Raw genomic sequence first — 17,186 nt, forward strand, 5'->3', positions numbered from 1 at the left:
ATGGGTATGAGCCGGAGGAACCGGAAGGAGATCGTTCCTACCGCGTAACCATGGCTATTTGAGGGATGTTGCCGCGGCTTCAGGGGGCGTCGGAAAAGGCCAGGTCGGCCCCCTCGAGCGCTTCGGCCAGCATGCCGGCATACTCCTCGCGCGGCACGTCGATCGCCCCGAAGCGCTTCAGGTGCTCGGTGGTGAACTGGGTATCAAGCAGCACGAAACCGCGCTCGCGAAGCCTGTTGACCAGGTGCACCAGGCAGACCTTTGAGGCATCGGTGGCGCGGCTGAACATGCTTTCGCCAAAAAACGCCCGCCGCAGGGAAACGCCGTAGAGCCCGCCGACCAGCTTGCCGTCTTTCCAGGCTTCGACGGAATGGGCATGGTTGAGTCTGTGCAGGCTGCTGTAGAGTTCGGTAATGGTGGAATTTATCCAGGTCGAGGGGCGGTTCTCGACGCTTTCTGCACAGGCCGCGACAACCTCGTCAAACGCCGTGTTGTAGCGGATTTCGAACGGCGCCTGCCGCACGGTGCGCGCCAGCCGCTTGGGGACATGAAACCCGTCGAGCGGCAGCACGCCGCGCAGTTCCGGTTCGACCCAGAACAGGTCCGGATCGTCAGCCGAATCGGCCATCGGAAACAATCCCGAGGCATAGGCGCGCAGCAGCAGATCAGGGGTAATCTGGGGATTGGCGCCGTGCCGCACCTCAGCCTCCCCGGACCAGTGTCAGCAGAGCCCTATTTGCCTGCCTTGGCCGCAAGGAATTTTTCCAGCCAGTGGATGTCGTAGTCACCATTTGCGATGTCCGGGTTGGCAAGAAGATCACGAAACAGCGGGATCGTGGTGTTGATGCCGTCGACCACGAATTCGTCGAGCGCCCGCCTGAGCCGCATCATGCACTCGACACGTGTCCGGCCATGAACGATCAGCTTTCCGATCAGGCTGTCGTAGTAGGGCGGGATCTTGTAGCCCTGATACACGCCCGAATCGACGCGCACGCCAAGTCCGCCGGGCGGATGGTAATGGGTGATCGTGCCGGGCGAGGGGACGAACGTGTCCGGGTCCTCGGCATTGATCCGGCATTCGATGGCGTGGCCGTGAAAGCGGATGTCTTCCTGGGTGACCGACAGACCGGCACCCGAAGCGACCCGGATCTGCTCGTTGACCAGATCGATGCCGGTAATGGCTTCGGTAACGGGATGCTCGACCTGCAGGCGGGTGTTCATTTCGATGAAATAGAATTTGCCGTCCTCATACAGGAACTCGACGGTTCCCGCGCCGCGGTACTTCAGCTTGCGCATCGCCGCCGCGCAGATTTCACCGATTTCCATGCGCTGGTCTTCGTTCAGCGAGGGAGAATTGGCTTCTTCCCAGACCTTCTGGTGCCGCCGCTGCAGCGAACAGTCGCGTTCGCCCAGGTGAACCGCGTTGCCTTCGCCGTCGCCAAGCACCTGGATCTCGATGTGGCGTGGCCGGCCCAGATATTTCTCGATATAGACCGCGGCATTGCCGAACGCCGCACCCGCTTCCGAGCGCGCGGTCGACAGCGCCAGCGAGAGTTCTTCCTCGTTGTTGGCCACCTTCATGCCGCGGCCACCGCCACCGGCAGTCGCCTTGATGATCACCGGAAAACCGATCTCCTTGGCGATCTTGGCAGCGTCCTCATCGGTAGTGATTTCACCCTCGGATCCCGGAACCACCGGAATGCCCAGCGCTTCCGCGGTCTTCTTGGCGGTAATCTTGTCGCCCATGATGCGGATATGATCCGCGGTCGGTCCGATGAAGGTGATGCCGTGGGCATCGAGAATGTCGGCGAATTTGGCATTCTCGGAGAGAAAGCCATAGCCCGGATGCACGGCATCTGCGCCGGTGATTTCACAGGCGGCAACAATCTGGTGAATGTTGAGATAGCTGTCGCGCGAGGGCGGCGGGCCGATGCAAACGCTCTCGTCGGCAAGGCGCACATGCATGGCGTCCTGATCGGCGGTGGAATGCACCGCGACAGTCTTGATACCGAGCTCCTTGCAGGCGCGCAGCACCCGGAGCGCGATCTCACCACGGTTTGCAATGAGAACCTTGGAGAACATAGGCTCGCTCACTTATTCTATCACGATCATCGGTTCAGCGAATTCCACCGGATCGCCATCGGCAACCAGAACGCTTACGACCTTGCCGGAGCGCGGTGAAGGGATCTGGTTCATTGTCTTCATTGCTTCGATGATCAGGATGGTCTGGCCTTCCTTGACCGACTGGCCGACCTCGACAAACGGCTTGGAGCCCGGGGCAGGCGACAGGTAGACCGTGCCGACCATCGGAGCTGTCACTGCATTGGCCGATGTCGCAGCCGCCGGGGCAGCTTCAGCAGGCTGTGCGGCAACCGGCTGCGGTGCAGGCATCTGCTGCTGCGCGACCGGTGCATGAACCATCTGCGGTGTACCGGCACGGCTCACCCGGACGCGCAAATCATCCTGCTCGACCTCGATCTCGGTGAGGTCGGTTTCGTTGAGAATATTGGCCAGATCCCGGATCAGATCCTGGTCGATCGACGGTTTTCGTGTTGCCATCGGACTATTGCCTTTGTTTTTGTTGTTGCGGGCGGCAGTTCAAGCCGTACCGCTGGTTGTCTGTCCTTTACAGCCCCGAACTGCCCGGTGACAAGCCCGGGCGGCATCTGGAACTGCGAATAGACCCGAAACCCTCGCTTCAGGTGCAGGCCCTCTGGCCTCCACCCATACACTGTCTGGCCAAGCCGTTGGCAAAGCTTTCGCAGCCGCACCGCATTGTCCACAAGCGATTGTCCCGAGACCAGGGCTCGATAAGCTGTATCAAGCCCTTGACGATGCCTGCGGGTGTCAGGATCTAGCAGACGGTGCTTTCGCATTGCCGCATGTTGGCGATCTTGCCCAGCAGCACGTCTTCACCGACTGCGCCGAACACCGCTTCATCACCGATCACAAATGATGGCGTGCCTGAAATGCCCAGCGCATTGGCCAGTTCATAGGTTTGGCGGATCGACTGATCGATTGCCGGATCGTTCATTCCATCCCGCAGCGCGGCTTCGTCAACGCCAAAACCCTTTGCAAGTTCAATCGCATGCGATTCCGTCGCACGAACGTCACCGCCAAGGAGTTTCAAATGGTATTCGCCATACTGCTCGGGCGCCAGCGCCCGGAACGACATCGCGACCCGGTGGGCTGCGAGGGAATCGGGGCCGAGGATCGGAAATTCCTTGAGCACGAAACGGACATTCGGATCCTTGTCCAAGAGGGCAAGCATGTCCGTCATCGCACGTTTGCAGAAGCCGCAATTGTAATCGTAGAATTCGACCACCGTGACATCGCCGTCCGGATTGCCGAGCACGATGTCTTCGGGGGCGTTGAAGATCGCGTCCTTGTTGTCCGTGATCGCGGCCTGCGCCATCACCCGGCTTTCGGCTTCCTTCTTGATCTCAAGCGCCTGGCTCATTTCTTCGATAAGTTCCGGATTTGCCAGGAGATATTCCCGGATGAAGGCGCCGAATTCCTGCTTCTGGGTATCGTCAAGCGCCACGGCCGGCAGCGGCAGTGCTGTCGACATGCCGATCAGAAGAGCGGCCATCAGGCCCTTGCGGTTATGTAATCCCATGTCGATCAATCCTTATGCCTGTCCATGCGGGCCGCGTCTGGTGCGGCCTGAAGAAGCTTTCTATTTTCCGATGGTTAAGATGTCATTGGCGCGGATGGCGCCGGGCGAGCCCTTCGGCAGCTTCTGCAGGGCGCGGGCGGCAAATGCCTTGGCTTCCCTGGAATTGCCGGCGCGAAAATTCCCCTCGGCCATGATCAGTTCGGCATTGGCTATGTCGCCGACCTGGCCATAGGCCTGGGAGAGGTTGCGGTAAGCGGTGTAATTGTCGGGTTCGGCCTGGACCGCAACCCGCAATTCCTGAATGGCGCGGTTCATGTTTCCCGGCTTGCCCGATGCCACCAGCGCAAATCCGAGACGCGCCCGGATCAGCGGCGATTTGGTCCGGTCAAGCTTGACCGCCTGGGCAAACGCCTTGATCGCCTCGTCGGGCTTGCGCAGTTTCAGCAGCACCTCGCCGCGAAACTCGTGGAAATAGGGATTCTTGGGCTGTTCCCGGATTAGCGCATCCAGCTTTTTCAGTGATGCTGCGGAATTGCCCGAAAGGTCGGTGGCAATGGCCTCGCCATAGCGCGCCGCAAGCGAGCCGCGGTCCTTGGAGAACATCCGCGCCACTGCGGCCGCACCTCCCGAATAGGCCGCGATCTTTGCCCGCATCAATTGATGCCGCTCATTGAGCCGTTGCGGATCCCTGGCGTCGAAATATTTGCTCTTGCGCGCCAGTTCTTCCAGCAATGCTATGCGCTCGCGGGGCAGCGGGTGGCTGATCTGGTAAGGATCCACCTGCACGCCCGACAGCGACAGGCTCTGGGAAAACCGCCGGAAAGTGGTCAGCATGCCCTGCATCGATTGCCCGGTGGCATTGAGATAGCGCGCGGCTGCCTGGTCGGCGTTCATTTCCTCCGAGCGGCGATAGCTCAGAAGATTGCGCTGAACCAGTGTCGGTGTCGCCGTGATCAGCGCCCCGCCGACCTGGGCACCGCCGCTGCTGCCGGCAATGCTTCCGGCGGCAAGGGCTCCGACACCCAGCAAGCCACCGACAATGGCCAGCGTCTGAGCTGTGGCAATCTGTTCGCGCAGCCGTTGCTGATGGCCGCCCGCCAGGTGGCCCGCTTCATGCGCGATGACCCCGATGATCTCGTTCGGTACGGCTGAATCGGCAAGTGCGCCGGTATTGATGAACATCCGCTGCCCATCGACAAAGGCGTTGAAGCTCCGATCATTGACCAGGACGATCTGCACCCGGCTTGTCTTCAGTCCGGCGGCCTTGAAAATCGGGCTCGCATAGTCCTTGAGAAGGGTTTCGATTTCCGCATCGCGGACCACTGCGACCCTGCCTTGGGCATGGGCCGGCATCGTCAGCGTGAAGCAAAGCGCAACAGCCGTCACTGTTCCGACAGCGCGGCGGAGCCAGCCTGTTTCCTTTGTGCCTGTATGCGGCGTCCGGGTAGCTTTCGCCATCATGCGTGATGTCCTTGTCATGAACATGGAAGGTAATGTCTAAGTCCGGAAAAGCAATCGCTCAACCGGAACAAGCCATCAAACTCTCGCTCTTGTGATGGCCACGACAATCGGGCATTTGTGCGGCCAACCGCGCATACCTGACACGGGCGCGGATGTGATTGCGCCGCATTCGTGGCCACATCACGATGTTACTGACGATAGAGCCCTGGTCCGGTACGCCGGATGACGGGCAGGGGAGTTCGAGTTTTGACAATTCAGCGCAAGCCATCGGTTGAACCGTTTCATGCCATGGATGTTCTGGCCGAGGCGACGCGGCTCAAGGGGGAGGGCAAGCCTGTCATCTCCATGGCTGTGGGGCAGCCGGCCCATCCGGCACCGGCGACGGCAAGGGCTGCCGCCATGCGTGCGCTTGAGGCCGGAGGGCTTGGCTATACCGATGCGCTGGGTCTCAAGAGCCTGCGCCAGGCGATCGCCGCGCGATACCGGCATCAATACGGTGTGGATATCGACCCGCGCCGCATTGCAGTCACCACCGGCTCGTCGGCAGGCTTCACCCTGGCGTTCCTGCAGCTCTTCAATCCCGGCGACCTCGTGGTCATCACCCGGCCCGGCTATCCTGCCTACCGCAATATTCTCTCCGCTCTCGGTCTCAAGGTGATCGAGATTGCGGTCGGGGCGGAGACCGGCCATGCCCTGACGCCGGCGGCAATCGAGGCAGCCGAACGTGAGGCCGGCGCCCGCGTCGCTGGCGTCCTGATCGCGAGCCCGGCCAACCCCACCGGCGCGGTTCATTCCAGGCAGGCGATCGCCGAACTCGACGCCTGGTGTGCCGAGCGTGGCGTGGCCTTCATTTCCGACGAAATCTATCACGGCCTGACCTGGAGCGGGGAGGAGGCAACCGCACTCTCCGTTTCCGACAATGCCGTGGTGATCAACTCGTTCTCGAAATATTTCTGCATGACCGGCTGGCGGATCGGCTGGATGGTTCTGCCCGACGACCTGGTGCGGCCTGTCGAATGCCTGGCCCAAAGCCTCTATATCAGCGCGCCGGAACTCTCCCAGATTGCCGCTGAAGCGGCCCTGGACGGGACCGCCGAGATGGAAGCGGTTCGCGGGGGATACCGGCAGAACCGGTCCCTGCTTGCCGAACGGCTACCCGCGCTTGGCTTGCCGTTCGCAGCACCCATGGATGGTGCTTTCTACGCCTGGGTGGATGTGTCGGAATACACCAATGATTCGATGGCCTTTGCCCGCCAGATGCTGTCCGACATTCACGTCGCGGCAACGCCGGGGAGGGATTTCGACCCCGTGGACGGCGCACGGTTCATGCGGTTTTCCTATGCCGGAAGCCATGCGGACATGGTGACTGCGCTCGACCGCATCGAAGGTTGGTTTGGCAGCCGCTAGGCCATTGCCGGCGCGATGCTGATGGTGACAAAACACAATGATAGGAATGAATTATTAGTAAGTGCTGATAAAATGAGTTAGGAACTTGAAGTGAGGCCCGGAGCGGAATCCTCGCTTCGAGAGAGCAAAAAAAACCGGCGTGGGTACGCCGGTTTTTTCGTTTCACTCCAGGACTTGGCTCAGAAGAATCCGCGCTTCTGCCACCAGCCGGCTTTCTTGGGTTTCTTTTCCTCATCCTTGCCACTCGATGAGGTAACCACCGGTGCGGTGGCAATGGCTGCCAGGTCGGTGCGCGCAGTGCGGTCAGCCGCTGTTTCTTCGCTCTTCTCTTCGGCTTCGCTGCTCTCCGCAGTTACGGCCTCGGGGGCTGCTTCCGGTGTCGCTTCCGCTTCGGCTTCGGAGCTGGTCGGGATGTCGGGGCTGACGTCCGCTTCGACTGCAGCAGCTGCTGCAGCTTCCTCGGCGGCCTTGTCGGCAGCGATCTGCGCCTTGGTCCGGCGCTTCTTGCGGGCCGGCTTGGAGGGCGCTTCTTCCTCGGCTGCCGGTGCGTCTTCTGTCTGCTCTGCCGCGGCGGGCGCAGCTTCCACTGCAGGGTCCGCTTCGGAAACGTCGGCAGTTACTTCGGCAGCAGCGGAATCCGCGTCGGATGAAGCCGCAGCCTCGTCCGCCTGTCCGTTGTCGTCGGTCGACTCTGCCGAGCCATTTGCCTCTTCTTCGCGATTGCGACGGCCACCGCGCTTGCCGCGACGACGGCGTTTGCCACGGCGCTGGTCGTCACCTTCACCGTCAGATGCAGCCTCGGTGCTGTCTTCGTCGGATGATGCGTCGGCATCGCCGTTGTCGCTCTTCTCGTCCTGATCGGAGCCATTGTCGGCAGAGGCGGACTGATCGTCGCCATTGCCGTTTTCACCGTCGGATTTGCGGCCACCGCGGCGACGGCGTCTGCGCCGCTTCTTGCCCTGGCCATCTTCGCGCTCGGGACGGTCGTCGCCCTGGGCTTCCGAAGTTTCCTCGGTTTCCGTGATCTCGTCGTCGATTTCATCGACGATTTCCGGATCGTCGTCATCTTCGGGATAGGACGGCGAATTGACGGTGATGTGCTCGATATTGACCGGCGATTCCACCGCTGCGCCGCGATCGATGGCGAAGTGGTTGGCTCCGACTTCTTCATCGGCCGAGAAGCTGATCGAAACACCGAAGCGGTTTTCCAGATCGACTACCGTGTCGCGCTTGTGATTGAGCATGTAGAGCGCAGTGTCTGCAGTCGTCCGCACGATGATGTCGTGCGTGGTGTTCTTGAGCAGGTATTCCTCGACACCGCGCAGCACGTGCAGCGCCACCGATGATTGCGAGCGGATATGGCCGTTGCCACCGCATGTCGGGCAGATCTGCATCGTGCTTTCCAGAACCGAAGCCCTGATGCGCTGACGCGACATTTCCAGAAGGCCGAAATGCGAGATCCGGCCAACCTGGATGCGGGCGCGGTCGTTTTTCAGGCAATCCTTCATCCGCTTTTCAACCGCGCGGTTGTTGCGGTTTTCTTCCATGTCGATGAAGTCGATGACGATCAGGCCGGCAAGGTCGCGCAGCCTGAGCTGGCGGGCAACTTCCTCTGCAGCTTCCAGGTTGGTCTGCAGTGCCGTGTCTTCGATCGAGTGCTCACGGGTCGAACGGCCCGAGTTGACGTCGATGGCGACCAGCGCCTCGGTCTGGTTGATGATGATGTAGCCACCGGACTTCAGTGTCACCTGCGGCTGCAGCATCCGGTCAAGCTGGGTTTCGATGCCCGAGCGCGAGAAGATCGGGTGCAGGTCGCGATAGGGCTGAACCACCTTGGCGTGGCTCGGCATCAGCATCTTCATGAAGTCTTTGGCTTCGCGGTAGCCTTCTTCACCCGAAACGACGATTTCCGAGATGTCCTTGTTGTAAAGGTCACGGATCGACCGCTTGATCAGGCTGCCTTCCTCGTAGACGAGGCTTGGCGCCGTTGACTTCAGCGTCAGGTTGCGGACGTTCTCCCAAAGCCGCATCAGGTATTCAAAGTCGCGCTTGACCTCGACCTTGGTGCGGTTGGCGCCGGCTGTACGCAGGATGACGCCCATGCCCTTGGGCACTTCGAGTTCGCGTGCAATCTCCTTGAGACGCTTGCGGTCCGGAAGATTGGTGATCTTGCGCGAGATGCCGCCGCCACGGGCGGTGTTCGGCATCAGCACGGAATAGCGGCCGGCCAGCGACAGGTAGGTTGTCAGGGCCGCGCCCTTGTTGCCGCGTTCTTCCTTGACCACCTGAACCAGCAGGATCTGGCGGCGCTTGATGACTTCCTGGATCCGGTACTGCTTGCGCGGCTTGCGCTGCGAGCGTGTCGGAACTTCTTCCATTGCGTCTTCGGAACCGACCGATTCGACGGATTCATCATCCGCGGAAGCATCATCATCATTGTTTTTGGCTTTGCGTCTGCGCGGCGCTACCGGTTCGGAGATTTCGTCGGCTTCAACGTCAGCAGCCATTTCGGTCGGCTTGTCATCGTCGTCGCTGTCATCGGTCGAACCGGGCGTTTCCGCCGTATCGCTTTCAGCCGCATTCGTTGCAACCACGACATCCTCAGCGGGCGCGTCGTCTGCATTGCTGACGGGCTCTTCGCTTGATGTAGCGTCTTCGCCCTCTGCTGCAGCGTTTGCGTCAGCATCTTCGGACTTGGGCGTGTCGTCGGACTTCTTGCCGCGACGGCTGCGGCGCGGACGTGACTTCGAAGATTTGCCGTCTTCGCTGCTGTCATCGTCTTCAGCGGGCTTAGCCCTGGACCGAGACTTGGATTTGGGTTGGCTCGAGCCGTTGTCAGACTCATCTGCGCTTTCGAAGTCGGGGTCGTTCTCAGCGTCTTCGGCTTCTGCCTGAAGCAGCGCCTGCCGGTCGGCCAACGGGATCTGATAATAGTCGGGGTGGATTTCCGAGAACGCCAGGAAGCCGTGGCGGTTGCCACCATAATCTACAAAAGCGGCCTGAAGTGACGGCTCAACCCGTGTCACCTTTGCCAGATAAATATTTCCTCGGATCTGCTTTTTGTGCTCTGATTCGAAATCGAATTCTTCTATGCGGTTTCCACGTACGACAACGACGCGAGTCTCCTCGGGATGGGAGGCGTCGATAAGCATTTTTTCTGCCATTGAATGTAAGCTCCTCGGCGCGCTCTCGACGTGAGACTCCGCCGCTCCGAAAGTCGGGGCAGGGGATGGTCGGTGGGGAGTGCGCCGGATGATAGGTATTCCGGTACTCGGCATGGAGCAGTGGTCAGCAGGACAGTACCCGGGGCGTTGTATGCCCGGGGCCTGCTAACACTTTGGGAGATCCGCATTTGCACCATAAAAGCCGGCCGAAATTTCATTTGCGTATAGTCCTTGCGGACCGATGAAAGCCCTTGAAGGGGCGTGCGGCAGCAAGGCCGCGAAGGTTGTGGCAGGAGTCCTCGCCTGCCGGGTTTAATCACTGTCGTGGCCTTGGTGCTGTCGAAGGCTGAAGAGCCTTTCCGCATTTTCGGCCATATTGCCTGGCAGGAGCAGTCAGATTGGGTTTCCTGGATGGAAACAAAGAGCTGGCCGCTCCGGGGAAGGAACATTATTAGACGACGGACGATCCGCACTCCTGGCGCCCTGGGCCTGTTACAGGCGGCGGCCGGAAGGGTGACAGTTCTATCCCGTCAATATACTTACCCAATGAAAGCTTTTATGGGCTGAGTAGCGATCTGGCAACTGAAAACATCTGCACTTCAGGTTGTACAACCGCGCGGGTTGACGTTGCGGACGTCTGGGTAAGAATTTTGCCCGAAATCATGGTGAACGGATGGTTAACCCGAATGCGCGATGCTCTTGCCGGGTTCGCAAGTCGAATCGTGCCATTCTCTTGACGCTGTTTGCCGCTATCAGCTGGCAACGGGCCGTGCAGGGGTGGCCCCAAGGGTTGAAGGCTGGAAGCTGACGAATGCGGTTATGTGCGAAACACCGGCGGATTGAAGCAAGCGGGCGCCCGTATCTGGCGTGGGCCCGCGCCGTATTCTCCTGTGTGCTGATAACGCTTGTCGCCCATGCCATGCTGATTGTCTCGCCCGCGGTATCCCTTGCCATGCCGGACGATGCGCGTGATTCCAGGTATGTTGTCATTGCTGCCCGCCTGGCGGGCGATGAAAGCCGGGTCCGTCTGGTGCTCGACTTCGAGCGCGAACCCGAATTCAGGCTGCATTATCTGGAAAATCCCTATCGCGCCGTGATCGACCTGCCCGAAACGGTCTTCGCCTTTCCGGACGATTCCCTGCAGGCGCGCGGGCTGGTTTCCTCCGTCCGCTATGGCAATTCCGGCAAGGGAAGGGCGCGGATGGTGTTCGAATTCACCGCGCCGGCGAAAATGGAACTTGTCGAAACCAGCAAGGAAGCCGCCGGCGCCGTGCACCGGATGGTGTTTGACATCACCACTCTCGACCGGGACGAATTTTCGGCGGAAGTGACCGCCTCGAACTGGCCCGAGTCGGATGAGGATGCGGCAGTCGGGCAAGCGGCCGCGCCTCCGGGCGACACGCTGACCATCGTGATCGACGCGGGACATGGCGGCATCGACGGCGGTGCTGAAGGCCCTGCAGGTTCGATGGAGAAGAATGTCACTCTTGCCTTCGCAGAGGCGCTGAAAGCAGCCCTCGAGGAAGAGGAAGGCATCCGCGTCGCGATGACCCGGACAGATGACAGCTTCCTGTCGCTGTCGGCGCGGGTTCGCCGGGCGCGCGACGAGGCGGCGGACCTGCTGATCTCGCTGCATGCTGATTCGATTGCCGTGCGCTCGCTGCGCGGCGCGACGGTCTACACCCTGTCAGACAAGGCCTCCGATGCGCTGGCCCAGTCGCTGGCTGACCAGGAAAACCGCGAGGATGCGATTGTCGGCGCGAGCCTGGAAAACGCGCCCGAAGCGATTGCAGCCATTCTCGTCGATCTGGCGCGGACCGAAACCCGGGTGTTTTCCACCGGTCTTGCCCAGCAGGTGATCAATTCCTTCGAGGGACAGGTCAAGTTGATCAAGAACCCGTTGCGGCATGCCGGCTTCCGCGTGCTGCAGGCGCCCGATGTCCCCTCGGTCCTCGTGGAAATGGGATATTTGTCCAATCGGGAAGATGAAAAACTGCTCAACGACGAGGAGTGGCGGAAAAGCACGGCGCAATTGCTCGCCCAGTCCGTGCAGAATTACCGCGAAATGATCTTGGCGGGCAGGCAATGATGGCCGATAAAGCGAATTACGAATCTGGATGGAACAAGCGGTTTGTCGGATTGGTAACGGCGCGACGGGCGAGGACCTGCTCGATGCCGGCCAAATTTGCGGTGCACCGGCCTTTGAACCTCGAATGGTTTGGGCGGGCGCCGATGTTGAGCCGCAAGGCGTTCCGGCTTCCTTCGGGCGGCAAGTATGATGCGGCAAATGCGGCTGCGCCCTATTTTATTCACATTGTCCGGGCTAACCGGGCACACGACATGGCGGGCTCATGCCCTGGCGACAGCCAGGCGGGCCGACAGGACAAGCAAACGGTAGCTGGCTGATGATACGACTGATTGGATATTTCTTCGGGATTGGGACCGTGCTGTTTCTGATCGTTGCAGCCGGTGTTGCCTGGTACATCGGAGATGTGTCCAAGGACCTGCCGGACTACGAGGTCCTCAACAGCTACGAGCCGCCTGTGACCACGCGCGTTCATGCAGCCTCTGGCGAACTGATGGCGGAATACGCCCGCGAGCGGCGGCTGTTTCTGCCCATCCAGGCGATACCGGACCGGGTGAAGGCTGCCTTCCTGTCGGCTGAAGACAAGAATTTCTACCATCACCCCGGCGTGGATCCGGTCGGCCTGGCCCGTGCGGTTGTCAACAACATCCGCACCGGCGGGCGCCAGGGTGCATCCACGATCACGCAGCAGGTCGCCAAGAACTTCCTGCTCTCGTCCGACCAGACCTACGAGCGCAAGATCAAGGAAGCCATTCTCTCCTTCCGCATCGAACAGGCCTATTCGAAGGACCGGATTCTCGAGCTTTACCTCAACGAGATCTTCTTCGGCCTCAACTCCTACGGCATCGCTGGTGCGGCACTGACCTATTTCAACAAGTCGGTCAACGAACTGACCATCGCCGAAACGGCCTATCTCGCGGCCCTGCCGAAGGCGCCGAACAACTATCATCCGTTCCGCCACGCCGAACGTGCAGTCGAGCGGCGCAACTGGGTCATCGACCGCATGGTCGAGAACGGCTATGTCCGCGCCGCCGATGGTGCCGAAGCCAAGGCGCAGCCGCTGGGCGTGACGCCGCGCAAGACCGGATCCTACCTGTTCGCCTCGGAGTATTTCGCCGAGGAGGTCCGCCGCGAGCTGATCGGCCGTTACGGCGATGACGCGCTTTATGAAGGCGGTTTGTCGGTCCGCACCACGCTTGACCCGAGACTGCAGGCAATTGCCCGCAAGGCGCTGCAGAAGGGTCTGATAACCTATGACGAGCGCCGCGGCTTCCGCGGCCCCGTCACGCGCATTGACGTGTCCGGCGACTGGGGTGCTCCGCTGAGCGAAGTCGACCCCTTGCGCGACATGCCCGAATGGCGGCTCGCCGTTGTCCTGTCGGCAACCGACGACAAGGTCGATGTCGGCCTTCGTCCGGGTCGGGAAGTGTCTGGCGCAGCCGGTGCCGAGCGCGTTACCGGCTCGATCCTGGCCGAGGACATGAAATGGGCCTTCAGGCTCAATTTCGACGGCGAAAAGAGCCGCAATGTAAAATCCGCCGCCGACGTGTTGAAGCCGGGCGACGTTGTTTATGTCGAGCCGTACGAGAAGGAGGGCGTACAACGTCTTCGCCTCAGGCAGCCGCCGAAAATCCAGGGCGCACTGGTGGCGATGGATCCGCACACCGGTCGCGTGCTTGCCATGGTTGGCGGTTTCTCCTTCGCCCAGTCGGAGTTCAACCGGGCAACCCAGGCCGAGCGTCAGCCGGGCTCGGCATTCAAGCCCTTCGTTTACGCAGCCGCCCTCGACAACGGCTATACGCCTGCTTCAGTGGTGCTCGACGCTCCCATCGAGATTGTCTCCGGTGGCGAACTCTGGAAGCCCAAGAACTATGGCGGCGGCTCCGCCGGCCCGTCGACCTTGCGGCTCGGCATCGAGCGTTCGCGTAACCTCATGACCGTGCGGCTTGCCAAGGACATGGGCATGAACCTCGTGGCCGAATATGCCGAGCGGTTCGGTGTCTATGACGACATGCTGCCGGTGCTGGCCATGTCGCTGGGGTCGGGCGAGACCACGGTGATGCGCATGGTCTCGGCCTATTCCGTGCTCGCCAATGGCGGCAAGCAGATCAAGCCGTCGCTGATCGACCGCATCCAGGACCGCTACGGCAAGACCATCTTCAAGCATGAGGAACGCAGCTGCGACGCCTGTATCGCCACAGCGTGGATCTCGCAGGAAGAGCCCGAAGTGATCGATACCCGCGAGCAGGTGCTCGATCCGATGACGGCCTACCAGATCACCTCGATGATGGAGGGTGTTGTCACCCGCGGAACCGCCGCCGGAAAGGTCAAGCTTGACCGTCCGACCGCCGGCAAGACCGGCACCACCAACGAGGAAAAGGACGCCTGGTTCATGGGCTACACCGCAGACCTGGTGGCCGGCGTGTTCATCGGCTTTGACACGCCGAAGCCGATGGGGCGCGGCTCCACCGGCGGTGCGCTGGCAGCCCCTGTGTTCAACGAGTTCATGCAGGGCGCGCTCGAAGGCACCAGGCCTGCCGATTTCCGTGTCCCGCCGGGCATGAAGCTGATCGCCATCAACCGCAAGACCGGCATGCAGGCGTTTGAAGGCGAGGGTGATGTGATCATGGAAGCATTCAAGCCCGGGACCGGCCCCTCGGATGTCTATTCGGTCATCGGACTGGAAGATTTCGCCACCGGTGACGCCATCACCACCATATCGCCGCAGGCCAACCAGGCGGTGGTCAACGGTGTCGGCGGGCTCTACTGACGCTCAGGAAAATCGGCGCCCTTGACGCCTTTACATCGTGCGGAGTGGACCTTATGGTCCGCCCGCTTCGGCAAGAACGCTTGCCACACAACAGCATGGAACCAGAGAACAATGCGCGCAGAAACCCAGGTCGTTGTCGACGAAATCAAGCAGGCCATAAGCCTGCTGAGGAGGCATCTTTGACTGGGAACCTGCCCAAAAACGTCTGGAATGGCTGAACGCCAAGGCCGAGGATCCCTCGATCTGGGATGATGCGCAGGAAGCCCAGAAGCTGATGCGCGAGCGCCAGCATCTTGACGACGCCATCAACGGCCTGAAGCGGCTCGAATCCCAGCTCTCCGACAATCTCGAACTTATCGAGATGGGCGAAGAGGAGGGTGATGCGGCCATCGTCTCCGAGGCCGAGGCCGCGCTTAAGGAGCTGCGCACCGAAGTCACCCGCCAACAGATCGAATCCCTGCTTTCTGGCGAAGCCGATGGCAATGACACCTATCTTGAAGTCCATTCCGGCGCCGGCGGTACCGAAAGCCAGGACTGGGCCAACATGCTGCTGCGCATGTACACCCGCTGGGCCGAACAGCACGGCATGAAGGTCGAACTGCTCGAAATCCACGACGGCGAAGAAGCCGGCATCAAGTCCGCCACGCTGCTGATCAAGGGCCACAATGCATACGGATGGCTGAAGACCGAATCGGGCGTTCACCGTCTGGTGCGGATCTCGCCCTATGACAGCCAGGCCCGCCGCCACACCTCGTTCTCGAGCATCTGGACCTACCCGGTGATCGATGATTCGATCGATGTCGATATCAACGAGAGCGATTGCCGAATCGACACCTACCGCGCATCCGGCGCCGGCGGCCAGCACGTCAACACCACCGACTCGGCCGTCCGCATCACCCATAATCCGACCGGGATCGTGGTCCAGTGCCAGCAGGAACGCTCGCAGCACAAGAACCGCGCCAAGGCATGGGACATGCTCCGTGCGAGGATCTACGAGGCGGAACTGAAAAAGCGCGAGGAAGCGGCCAACGAGGAAGCGGCTTCAAAGACCGAGATCGGCTGGGGTCACCAGATCCGCTCTTACGTTCTTCAGCCCTACCAGCTGGTCAAGGATCTGCGCACCGGCACTGAAAGCACCAATCCGCAAGGTGTGCTGGATGGCGACCTCGACCAGTTCATGGAAGCAGCCCTTGCCCAGCGCGTCTATGGTGGCGCTGCCGACGTCGAAGACATCGATTGATTGCAGGTCTGCCCCTCAGGCAGATTGTCCGTATCCGACCATCAAGCGTTCCTGGAAGTTTCCCGGCGCATGTGGGTGGTCAGTTGCTTGATCGCTCCACCACGATATCTCCGAATTCGTCGATATAGAGTGCCCATGTTTCCGGCTCGACCACTTTCGGATCGGTCTTGAGATAGATGTAGGCGGCAAAGCCCATCTGGCTTGCCGCTCCGGTCGAATCCTCCGGCCGGATATCGGTGATGTAACCGCCAAGAGTGTTGATCTCTTCGATGCTTGTGGTGGTCACAACGTCCGGTCCACCCGGCGCGAGGGCGATGTGCTGCAATTCGACCAGCGAACGGTTGTCCTCTCCGCGAATGGCGATCAGCCGGTAATAGCCGCGCTGCGGTGAACCGGCCTCGGCATCCTCCTGTTCCCAATAGCCACCGCTGGTGACGAACAGAATCCGGGGCGACAGGCTCTCGGCCAGTTTCTCAGCCTCCTGGGCAAGGCCTGCGGCCGGCGCCGCAGCGGCGAGGCAGGCAAGTACCAGCAACAATTTCGATGCTCTACGGATCATCACGCAACCTCCCTTGGTTTCGCCTCAGTAAAGGAACTGTTCGGCCAATATACGGTCATTCCATGAATGGCTGGAATCGGTCAGGATCCGGGTGGTCGATTCCTTGGATTCAGCCACCTGGACCTGGGTCACGGATTTGACTTCGATATGATCGGCAACCGCGTTGACCGGGCGTTTGTCGCTTTCCAGAACATCTATCGTGACTACCACCTTGTTGGGCAGCAAGGCTCCGCGCCAGCGCCGCGGCCGGAACGGGCTGACCGGTGTCAGCGCCAGCAACTGGGCGTCAAGCGGCAGGATAGGGCCGTGGGCCGACAGGTTGTAGGCGGTCGATCCGGCGGGCGTGGCCACCATCAGGCCATCGCAGATCAGTTCTTCCATCCGCACCTGGCCGTCAATCGACAGTCTCAGCTTGGCCGCCTGGTAGCTCTGCCTGAGCAACGAGACCTCGTTGATCGCAAGCGCCTTGTGGGTGGCGCCATGCGCGTCCTTGGCGGTCATCTCGAGCGGGCGGATGATGTTCTCCACCGCAGCGTCGATCCGGCCCGGAAGATCTTCATCCGAGTAGTCATTCATCAGGAACCCGACAGACCCCCGGTTCATGCCGTAGACGGCGCGTCCGCTGTTCATCTGCTCATGCAGCGTTTGCAGCATGAAGCCGTCGCCACCCAGTGCCACGATAATGTCCGCATCCTGCTGGCGGGTATTGCCATAAAGTGCGGCGAGATGGGTTGCCGCCTCCTGGGCGTCCGGCGCCGGTGAGGCAATGAAACTGAATTTCCAAGTCATGTGATGAGCTTACTCCCACTCCTTGAGTGACAATGGCGATTGGCAGATCAGGATGCAAGGGCAGACACGCGGCGTCTTTGCCGAAAGGAAC

12 protein-coding genes are annotated in these 17,186 nt (G+C 60.9%); 4 read left to right on the forward strand and 8 right to left on the reverse strand.

Annotation, left to right across the window (positions count from 1 at the left end; all coding sequences use genetic code 11):
- Window positions 1–79 precede the first annotated feature (79 nt).
- The 5 genes from aat to WNY80_RS13880 all read right to left on the reverse strand — a co-directional run bounded on the left by aat (window position 80) and on the right by WNY80_RS13880 (window position 5,080).
- A complete protein-coding gene (gene aat / locus WNY80_RS13860) occupies window positions 80–700 on the reverse strand; it encodes a leucyl/phenylalanyl-tRNA--protein transferase (RefSeq protein ID WP_342887959.1) in 621 nt (206 codons plus the stop codon).
- Between the two features lie 32 nt (window positions 701–732).
- The gene (gene accC, locus WNY80_RS13865) at window positions 733–2,082 is read right to left on the reverse strand and encodes an acetyl-CoA carboxylase biotin carboxylase subunit (protein WP_342888012.1); all 1,350 of its coding nucleotides are present in this window, start codon (window positions 2,080–2,082) and stop codon (window positions 733–735) included.
- 12 nt (window positions 2,083–2,094) lie between these two features.
- Window positions 2,095–2,559 (reverse strand): acetyl-CoA carboxylase biotin carboxyl carrier protein, encoded by a 465-nt coding sequence (gene accB / locus WNY80_RS13870; protein WP_342887960.1) that lies wholly within the window; start codon window positions 2,557–2,559, stop codon window positions 2,095–2,097.
- Between the two features lie 295 nt (window positions 2,560–2,854).
- The gene (locus WNY80_RS13875) at window positions 2,855–3,619 is read right to left on the reverse strand and encodes a DsbA family protein (RefSeq protein WP_342887961.1); all 765 of its coding nucleotides are present in this window, start codon (window positions 3,617–3,619) and stop codon (window positions 2,855–2,857) included.
- Window positions 3,620–3,679: 60 nt separating this feature from the next.
- Window positions 3,680–5,080, reverse strand: a complete 1,401-nt coding sequence (locus WNY80_RS13880) for a M48 family metalloprotease (protein WP_342887962.1) — start codon at window positions 5,078–5,080, stop codon at window positions 3,680–3,682.
- A gap of 288 nt (window positions 5,081–5,368) precedes the next feature.
- Between WNY80_RS13880 and WNY80_RS13885 the strand changes: the two genes are divergently transcribed.
- Window positions 5,369–6,487: an aminotransferase class I/II-fold pyridoxal phosphate-dependent enzyme gene (locus WNY80_RS13885; protein ID WP_342888013.1), complete on the forward strand. Its 1,119-nt coding sequence runs from the start codon at window positions 5,369–5,371 to the stop codon at window positions 6,485–6,487.
- Between the two features lie 179 nt (window positions 6,488–6,666).
- On the opposite strand, the gene WNY80_RS13890 is transcribed toward WNY80_RS13885, so the two are convergent.
- Window positions 6,667–9,651, reverse strand: a complete 2,985-nt coding sequence (locus WNY80_RS13890; protein ID WP_342887963.1) for a ribonuclease E/G — start codon at window positions 9,649–9,651, stop codon at window positions 6,667–6,669.
- 811 nt (window positions 9,652–10,462) lie between these two features.
- Here WNY80_RS13890 and WNY80_RS13895 point away from each other — a divergent pair.
- The 3 genes from WNY80_RS13895 to prfB all read left to right on the forward strand — a co-directional run bounded on the left by WNY80_RS13895 (window position 10,463) and on the right by prfB (window position 15,747).
- Complete coding sequence (locus tag WNY80_RS13895) at window positions 10,463–11,740, forward strand: N-acetylmuramoyl-L-alanine amidase (protein WP_342887964.1); 1,278 nt, start codon at window positions 10,463–10,465, stop codon at window positions 11,738–11,740.
- A gap of 316 nt (window positions 11,741–12,056) precedes the next feature.
- Window positions 12,057–14,507 carry a penicillin-binding protein 1A gene (locus WNY80_RS13900; RefSeq protein ID WP_342887965.1) on the forward strand — a complete coding sequence of 817 codons (2,451 nt, stop codon included), beginning with the start codon at window positions 12,057–12,059 and terminating at the stop codon, window positions 14,505–14,507.
- Between the two features lie 111 nt (window positions 14,508–14,618).
- Window positions 14,619–15,747 (forward strand): peptide chain release factor 2 gene (gene prfB / locus WNY80_RS13905; protein ID WP_342887966.1). Its coding sequence is split into 2 segments (ribosomal slippage): window positions 14,619–14,687 and window positions 14,689–15,747, totalling 1,128 coding nucleotides; the frame shifts between segments, so codons are not numbered across the junction.
- A 79-nt stretch (window positions 15,748–15,826) separates the two neighbouring features.
- On the opposite strand, the gene WNY80_RS13910 is transcribed toward prfB, so the two are convergent.
- Window positions 15,827–16,306: a hypothetical protein gene (locus tag WNY80_RS13910; protein WP_342887967.1), complete on the reverse strand. Its 480-nt coding sequence runs from the start codon at window positions 16,304–16,306 to the stop codon at window positions 15,827–15,829.
- A 24-nt stretch (window positions 16,307–16,330) separates the two neighbouring features.
- Window positions 16,331–17,095, reverse strand: a complete 765-nt coding sequence (locus WNY80_RS13915) for an NAD kinase (RefSeq protein ID WP_342887968.1) — start codon at window positions 17,093–17,095, stop codon at window positions 16,331–16,333.
- Window positions 17,096–17,186: the final 91 nt, after the last annotated feature.

The sequence above is a fragment of the Hoeflea sp. AS16 genome, from assembly GCF_038900095.1.
Lineage (GTDB): Bacteria > Pseudomonadota > Alphaproteobacteria > Rhizobiales > Rhizobiaceae > Hoeflea.